The 8,364-nt window shown below is 63.2% G+C and carries 2 protein-coding genes and 2 pseudogenes; 1 reads left to right on the top strand and 3 read right to left on the bottom strand.

Annotation, left to right across the window (positions count from 1 at the left end; translation table 11 throughout):
• The 3 genes and pseudogenes from E2A64_RS17700 to E2A64_RS17690 all read right to left on the bottom strand — a co-directional run.
• Nucleotides 1–1,019, bottom strand: a pseudogene (locus E2A64_RS17700) (hypothetical protein); the annotation flags it as partial.
• A gap of 810 nt (nucleotides 1,020–1,829) precedes the next feature.
• The gene (locus tag E2A64_RS17695; protein ID WP_158285799.1) at nucleotides 1,830–4,838 is read right to left on the bottom strand and encodes an autotransporter outer membrane beta-barrel domain-containing protein; all 3,009 of its coding nucleotides are present in this window, start codon (nucleotides 4,836–4,838) and stop codon (nucleotides 1,830–1,832) included.
• Nucleotides 4,839–5,039: 201 nt separating this feature from the next.
• Nucleotides 5,040–6,161 (bottom strand): TIGR03032 family protein, encoded by a 1,122-nt coding sequence (locus E2A64_RS17690; RefSeq protein WP_158285798.1) that lies wholly within the window; start codon nucleotides 6,159–6,161, stop codon nucleotides 5,040–5,042.
• Between the two features lie 286 nt (nucleotides 6,162–6,447).
• On the opposite strand from E2A64_RS17690, the pseudogene E2A64_RS17685 reads away from it, so the two are divergent.
• A pseudogene (locus E2A64_RS17685) lies at nucleotides 6,448–8,364 on the top strand (hypothetical protein); the annotation flags it as partial.

Here is an 8,364-nt window from a genome sequence, read left to right as displayed (position 1 = left end):
CCGCTGATCTCGCCGGTTCCGGTGAAGCCCGACCAGTCGCCCGTCAGATGCGTATTGCCGGCCTCTTGCTTGAACAGGCCGTCGCCGGATACCGTGGCATCGAACTCGTAATCCGTTTCGGTGTGATTGAGGACGATGGTTCCGTCGCCGACGCCGAATTCGATGACGGCGGCGGCCCCGTCGGCGCCCTGCAGGAAACCTGCCGCCTGCGCGTCCTCGCCGGACGCCGCCCCGATAATGAGCGTGCCTGTGGAGCCTGAAAAACGTGCGATGTTGAAGATGCTAGCTCCGGCAACGCCCTCATCGCTCACCGTCAGCGTGCCCTCGCCAGCATGCCCGACAGTGAAATTGCTGGAATTGGTCCATGACGAGCCTGCGCCCGTGACCGTCACAGTGCCGCTGCCGCTGTAGCTGCCAATCGTGCCAAGCTGTACGCTATTGCCGCTCACCGATCCGCCGTCGGAAACGGTCATCGTGCCGCTACCACCATGTCCGACGTTGAAACGACCGGTATTGGTCCATGACGAACCTGTGCCCGTGACCGTCACAGTGCCGCTGGTGTCGATATCCGTGCCGACATATGCGATGCGGGTGGTCACGGATCCGCCGTCGGAAATGATCAGCGTGCCGTCGCCCGTGTCTCCGACAAGCATGTCTTCCGTATTCAATGTCCCGGAACCCGATACGGTCACGGTGCCTTTCGATCCCGCATCATGGCCTATGAGGGTGTTGTCGCTTTCAAGCTGGCCGCCGTCTGAAATGGTCAATGTGGCGTCGGATCCCGCCGTGTCGCCGACGACTAGATCACCGCCATCGAGATTCCTCGGCGCGGTGATTTCTTCCTGGTCGTTGCCATCGATGACGAGATCTTCGGCAAGGGCAGTGCCGGTCGCGATGCTGACCATCGCGGTGGAGGCCAGAAGCGCGGCGCAAATCAGCTTACGGCCGGCGGCAATGGGGAGAAGTGTTCCCTGACGCCGGTCGGTCGAGGCAAGTGATGCATGCCTTACGGATCGCATATTTGAAACCCCGCCCTTACAATTCGCTTCCACAAGCCCTGCCTTGCCCCCGCAAGTCGGTCTTCGAGGTGCCGCGATGGGAAACGCGGACCATGTTGATCTCGATTCGGCTCCCGATCGCGCCTTCGCGAGACGGGAGAGTGCATGATTTGCATAAAATTCTAAATATTTCGTCTTCCTGCAAAGCCTTGGGTCCGAATGCCCGAATTGGCGGCATTTTGTCCGCCGGCGGAAAGTCGTTGGCGGCCGGCCTCATTGGCCGGCCCCCTGGTCCGGGCACGGAACCCGGCGTTCAGCGCAGGGCGGGCTGGGCATGGTCCTGCCGGCTCTGGGTGAAGGGCGGGTGGAGCCGATGGTGAACGGCATGTCGGACGTGTCGGCGAAGTTGAGGCGGACAGTAAAAGCCGTACCCGCCGCGCAAATCAGGCGCCGGCCCGCGGCATTGCGAAGAAATGTTCCGTGACGCCGGTCGATCGAGGCAAGTGAAGCATGCCTTGCTGATCGCATAAGTGAAACCCCGCCCTTCCAGATCGCTCCCGCGAGCGCTGCCTTGCCCCCGCAAGGCGTTCTTCGACGTGCCGCGACGTGAGCCGCGCACGGATCGAATCTCCATAGACCCATGGATCGGGACGTGACGCTAGGGGAGGGGGTGAAATTTGCACGGAGCGCGAAAAGATTTGCACACAGCGCAAGGCGAAACCGTGAGGGCGGAGCTTTCGCTGCTCTCTCCACCAGTCAACCGGATAGACGACGTCTTGCCGAAAGTCCCCGGCGGGCCGCAGCGGCTGGCGGCCCGCCGGTTTTTTGGGCTCAGAAGCGGGCGGTCAGCCCGGCCGACAGCGCATGGTCCTGCTGGTCGCGGCCGAATGCGCCTGTATAGTCGATGGCGATATCCATCGCAGGCGTGACGGCGAAGTTGAGGCCGAGGCCGACGAGGCCGACATCGCGCGCACCGACATTGCCGGCGATCGTGAAGGGCAGGCTTTCCGCCGCAATGACCATGTCGGTGGTCGGCGTGATGTCGCCGAAGGTGTGGTTCCAGGCAATGGAACTGGTGAAGCTGACCGGCGTGCCGCCGGACAACCGGCCCAGATCGAAACCGTTGCGGATGCCGAGCGTGGTCACCCCGAGCGTGGTGGAGGCCGAGGAGCCCGTCAGGGCGGAATCGCCGCCCTCTTCGGTAAAGCCGTCGGTATATTGGTAGACCAGCGCCGCACCGGCGAAGGGCTCGACCGTGAAGCCGTTCCGGCCAGTCAGCGTATAGCCGACCTCGCCGAAGGCCTGGACCGTTGCGGCACGGTAGTCCGTGGTCACCGTCTCGTCGAAACCGGAGAAGACGACATTCCGCTCGCTGTCGATGTCGTGGATGCCGGCGGCGGCACCGTACTGAACGCGGAAAGCGCCGTAACGACGGCCGGCATAGGCGCCGGCGGTAAAGCTGTCCATGCCGGTCTGCGACTTGAGATCGTCCACATCGGTCTCGGTATGGCTGTAGCCGAGGAAGATCCCGGCGAGCCAGTCGGTGCCGTAGCCGGTCTCGATACCGGTCAGCAGCCCGCCGGTGGAACGTTCGGTCGTGTGGCTCTCGCCGCTGGCATTGGTCTTGCCGTAGGAGCCATAGGTCTGACCCCAATAGCCGTAGCCGCGTCCGGTTTTCGACTGCCCGGCAACCTGATCGAAGGCGGCCGGGGCCTTGGCTTCCTCGCCATAGGCGAGCGGTGCGTAATCGCCGGTGACCGAACCGAGCGAAAAGGCCGAGCGGATATGCGCGTTGACCTGGTCGCGGGTCAGCCCGGCGCTCTGGACCACCGAGGCCTGGGTCGAGGCATGGGCCTCGCCGGAGACCGCGACGACCGCATCGATCACATCATCCTGGCTGCTCAGGACGAGGAAAGCGTCGAAGACGCCGTTGCCCGCGCCGAGGCTCTCGATTGCATCGGCGATGGCCCCCTGGGTCTGCGTCCGGGTGAAGTCGGAGAAGGCCGCATCGTTGCGGTTCACGGTCAGTTCGACACTGTCGTCGTTGAAGCTGAGCGTACCGTCGAGGAACAGCAGGTCTTCGACGACGGAGCCGAATTCGCCGTCGAACTCGCCGGCGGTCAGGATCGTGGTGGCGGTGTCGAGTTCGAAGGCGAGCGGACCCTTGGCCACGAGCCTGACATCGGCGCCGGAATCGATGGTGACGGTGCCGTCCACCTCGAGAACGTCGGTGGAGCCGATATCGACCTGGAAGAAGCCCCCCTCCTCGAATTCGGCATCGCCGTTGATTGTGCCGCTGCCGGCCAGCGCACCGCCGTCGAGAACGTTCATCGTTCCGAGAAACTCGGTATCGACGGAGAGAACCCCGCCGCTGATCTCGCCCGTCCCGCCGAATTCCGACCAATCGCCGGTCAGGTTGGTATTGCCGGCCTCGTGCTTGAGCAGGCCTTCGCCCGACACATCGGCGTCGAAATCGTAATCCTCATCGGTGTGATTGAAGACGAGCGTGCCTTCGCCGGGGCCGAATGCGATGGTTGCGGCGGCCCCATCGGCCCCCTGCAACGAACCCGCCGCCTGCGCCGTCTCTCCGGACGCCGCCCCGATATTGATCGTGCCCTTCGTATCCGCGCCGTATGCAATGACAAAGCCGTCACCAGCCTCGACCACGCCACTGTTGGACACGGTCAGCGCGCCTTCGCCATTATAGCCGCTGAACACATTATTGGCGACGACTTTCGAACCGCGGCCCGAGATCGCGACGGCGCCATAGGAGCCCTGAATGTAGCCGATTTTCAAATCACCGGCACTGACAGAGCCGCCGTTCAGCACGTTCAGCGTGCCGTCGCCACTCAGGCCGACGGCGAACAATCCGGTATTCACCGTCGAACCGCGGCCCGAGATCGTGACGAGGCCATAGGCTCCCCCTTGACCGCCGACATCGACAACCGCCGCATTTACAGTCCCGCCGTCCAGCACATTGAGCCTGCCTTCGCCGCTTGCACCGACGAAAAGCCCTCCGTCCGAGCCGAGTTGGGACCCCTTGCCGGACACTGTAATCGTGCCGTTGCTGCCGGAATAAAATCCCAAATAAATACCACGATTGGCATAGACATCACCGCCGTTCAGCACTTCGAGCGTGCCTTCGCCGTAATTGCCGACGACGACAGTATCGGCTGCGTATAGCTCCGAGCCCTTGCCGGACACGGTAACCGTGCCGGTGCCGGCAATATTATTGCTCACAAAGATGTCATCATCGGTACGAACATAACCACCATTCAGCACGTTGAGCGTGCCTTCGCCATAAGAGCCGACGTTGATGTCATTTCTCGCGATCAGCCGGGAATCCTTGCCGGACACGGTAACCGTGCCGGTGGAGACCTCCCCGTACCCAATGACAAAGTCTTGATATGATTCGACAAATCCGCCGCTTGATATATTCAGCGTGCCTTCGCCGTAAGCGCCGACATATATCGCCCCATCGGCGTTCCACGAACCGCCTCGCGATACGGTCACGGTGCCTTTCGACCCGGCAATGAGCCCTATATAGCCGTAGTAACTTTCAAGCTCTCCGCCGTTTGCTATGGTCAGCGTGGCATCGTCGCCGTCATCCACGCCGACGAATACGTTGCCGCCATCGAGATCCACCGGCACCTTGATGACTTCCCGGTCCCGGCCATCGACGATCAGGTCTTCGGCGAAAGCCGGGCCGGCAGGCAGAGCGATCAGCGCCGTGGAGGCCAGAAGGGCGGCGCCGAGCAGGCTGCGGCCCGCGATTGCGCGCCTCGATGCACCGTGACGCCCCGCGCCGGATGAACCGGACTTCAATGAAATCGAACGCATATCTGTGAGAACCCGTCCCTGATCGTTGCTTTTCACCGGCATTGCCCCGCCCGGCAAGCCAGCACCTTCATGCCGCGGACGAGCCGCGGTCTAATTTAGACTCAACTAAACCACGAATTGCGCGGTGACGCTAGGGCATGCGCGCGATCTGCGGTGAGGCCGTTCTGCCGGCATCCCCCGTCCGGGGATGCTCACTGTCGGCTAGGCGCGGCCCGAACTGTCCGGGCCGATCGCGACATATTTGGCGATTTCCTCGTTTTGCGTGCCGATCAGCATGGGCTGCAGGGTGCCCGGGAAAATCGCCGTGTCGTAAATCTCCTCGACGGCGCCGGTGATGGCGAGCTTGTGGCAGATCTCGCCGGTGCTCAGGCGGATGACGTAGACCGCGCATTCCGGCTCCACGCCGCGCGTCTTCAGTTCCTCGTCCAGCGGCAGGCCGGAGAAGACCTTGTTGCGCGGCTTGGAAAGGCCGATCACCGCATAGTCGCCGATGAAGGTCAGTCCGCGCAGGAAGCCCGGGCACCAGGTGATGCGTTCGAAGGTTCCGGCCTTGCGGTCCACCTTGCCGAACCAGCCCGAACCCGCCTCGAGCACGTAGAGCTCGCCCTTGTAGAGGCGCGGCGTGTGCGGCATGGCGAGGCCGCCGACCACCACCGCGTCGGTGCGGATGTCGATCACCATGCCGCCATCGGCGCGGTGCTCCCGCCATCCCGCAGCGGTGTTGCTGGCCCCGATCACCGTCGCATAGGCGGGGTCGCCGTCTTCCATGCAGAAGCCGTTGAAGTGGCAGCGATCCTCGTTGACCATTACGTCGATGAAGGACGGCCGCCAGATGGGCGAGAAGCTGCCATTGCCATCCAGAACGGCAAGGCAGTTGTACAGCGTGACGGCGACCAGAAGGCGGCCGTCCTTGTCCAGATGGATGTCGTGCACGTCGACGGCGCCCGTCACGTCGCAGCGGCGCGGCATGTAGAGCCGGTCCCAGCCCTCGAAATGGGCGCCCGCATCCAGCCCGTTCTCGAACCGCCAGACCTGGTGGCGGGTGGAGAGGTAAAGGCCGGTCTCGGTGACGCGCAGGGCCATGGCGTGGTCGAAACTGCGTTCGCTGACGGCCACGTTGCCGCGCGGACCGGGGCCGATCAGCACCGTCTTGCCCTTGGTATAGGTGCTGAAGCCGAGCGAAAGCCGATTGGCATGCATCCATGCCACCAGTCCCGACGTGTAGGTGATGTGGAAGGGATTTTCGTCTTCCACGCCGACGCCGTCGCCGGCCACGATCGCTTTCGGCATCGCTGCGGTCTTTCGGTCTTTCGATTCGCTCATTATCTGATCCAGGGTCTGCAATTGAAGGCTTTTGGTGTCATACCGTCGATTTGCGGCGGACACTACCATCAAGCCATCCGGGTGGCCGGGTTGGGGATTTGCAGCCTGTGCAATTCTTTTCGCATTCCGCGCAAAAATGCGGGCGCGCATCTCGCGTGAGTGCGCGACCCATGGTTTAGGTCGTTCTAAAGTAGGCTGCGGGACAATCCGCGGTGCCCGGGCTGCTGTCTTGCGGGGCAGGGCGGCGACCGGTGAAAGCAACGATCAGGGACGGGTATTCACACTTATGCAGTCGATTTCAGCCACATCCACATCCTCCGAAGCCAGGCGTCGCGATGCATCGAGGCGCGCAATCGCCGGCCGCAGCCTGCTCGCCGCGGCCCTTCTGGCCTCCACGGCGCTGATCGCCCTGCCTGCCGGTCCGGCCTTCGCCGAAGACCTGTTGGTTGACAACAACGACCAGCAGGAAATCACCACGCCGGTGGATCTGGAGGGCGGCGTGGTAAATGTTGGTGTCAGTCCGGGGTCGGATGCCACGCTCACCATTTCAGACGGTGGGGAGCTGAAAAGTGGGGTGGGTGTCGTGGGGTTCTCTGACGCGGCAAAGGGAACCGTGACGGTGTCCGGTACGGGCTCCTGGGACGCCGATGACGCGATCCGCGTTGGTTTCAATGTGGGTAGCACGGGCGTCCTGAACGTTCTGGATGGCGGCAGGGTAACGGTCGTCGGCGGTTCGCTCGAGCTTGGATCTGCCGGTGCGAATGGATCTTTCGGTGCGGCGTCGGGGACTGCGACGGTTTCCGGTGCGGGCTCGAAGCTCGAGGCGGTTAATTTTAAAGTAGGCATCTACGGCGAGGGCGTGATGAGCGTCTCGGACGGCGGCTATGCCAAGACGACTCAGCTCCTCGAAATCGGCATTCAGCCTGGCAGCACGGGCACGGTCACGGTATCCGGCAAGGACTCCAAGATGATAATCCAGGGCACTACGGCCTTCCTCGGGGTAGCTGGTAGCGGAGCGCTGAATGTTCTGGATGGTGGTTATCTGTATTCGCGAAATGAAGTTAATATAGGTAAGGAGCTTGATGGCTACGGGACGCTTACCGTGTCCGGCAAGGATTCCCGGCTGGTCACGGCAGGTATTGTCGTTGGCGATGGGGCGGACGGCGCGCTGACCGTCAGCAATGGCGGCGCCGCCGAGGCCGGCGACACCTTCGTCGTCGCTGAAAATGCCGGCTCGACCGGGGTGATCAATATCGGGGCGGCGTCCGGCGAGAAGGCACTGGCCGCGGGTTCGCTGAAGGGGGCGGACGGGGCTGCCGCAACCATCGAATTTGGCGCCGGCGACGGCACCATCCTCTTCAACCACACCGAAGAGAATTACGGTTTCGACGCCATTGTGTCGGGCAATGGCCTGCTCAAGCAGGAGGCCGGCGATACCCGCCTGACCGGCGACTGGTCGGCATTCACCGGAACGGGCGAGGTGAGCGGCGGCGTGCTGTCCGTCGATACGGATTTCGGCGGCTCGATGACCGTTCTCGCGGGCGGCACGCTGGCCGGCAGCAAGACCATCGACGGCGATGCCGAATTCCAGGATGGGGGCTTCTTCCAGGTCGATATCAGCTCCACCGACGTTCTCGACGTGGCCGGCACCGTCACCATCGGTTCGGGCGCCGATGTCGTCCTCGTCTCCGACGGGGCTATGGCTTTCGAACTCGGCGTCACCACCACGATCATGACCGCCGGCGAGATCGAAGGCGAATTCGGCGCGGTTCTCGCCGATGACGTTTTCAACGGCTCGCTCTTCCTCGAGGGGCGGCTCTCCTATACCGAGACGACCATCGATCTGACGCTCGACCGCAATGACGTGGCCTTCTCCGATTTCACCCTGACGCCGACCCAGGCGGCCATCGCCGATGCGGTGGACAGTCTCGGTCTGGGCAATAATATCTTCGACACTTTCGTTGCCTTCACCGAAGAGGACGATGTGGTCGATGCGGTCATCGCACTGTCTGGCGAGGCCCATGCCTCGACCCAGGCCTCGGTGGTCCAGAGCGCCGGGCTGACCCGCGACCAGGTCAATGCGCGCATCCGCTCGGCCTTCGCGCTCGGTTCGGTCACCGGCGATTACGCACCGCTCGCCTATGGCGAGGAAGCCAAGGCCCCGGCCGCCTTCGATCAGGTTGCCGGGCAGTCGAAATCCGGT

The organism is Pseudohoeflea suaedae (assembly GCF_004354915.1).
GTDB lineage: Bacteria > Pseudomonadota > Alphaproteobacteria > Rhizobiales > Rhizobiaceae > Pseudohoeflea > Pseudohoeflea suaedae.
This window is presented reverse-complemented; position numbering and strand designations above follow the sequence as displayed.

Coding starts and splice junctions, on each gene's coding strand:
- E2A64_RS17695 (WP_158285799.1), bottom strand. CDS start 4,838: ATGCGTTCGATTTCATTGAAGTCCGGTTCATCCGGCGCGGGGCGTCAC.
- E2A64_RS17690 (WP_158285798.1), bottom strand. CDS start 6,161: ATGAGCGAATCGAAAGACCGAAAGACCGCAGCGATGCCGAAAGCGATC.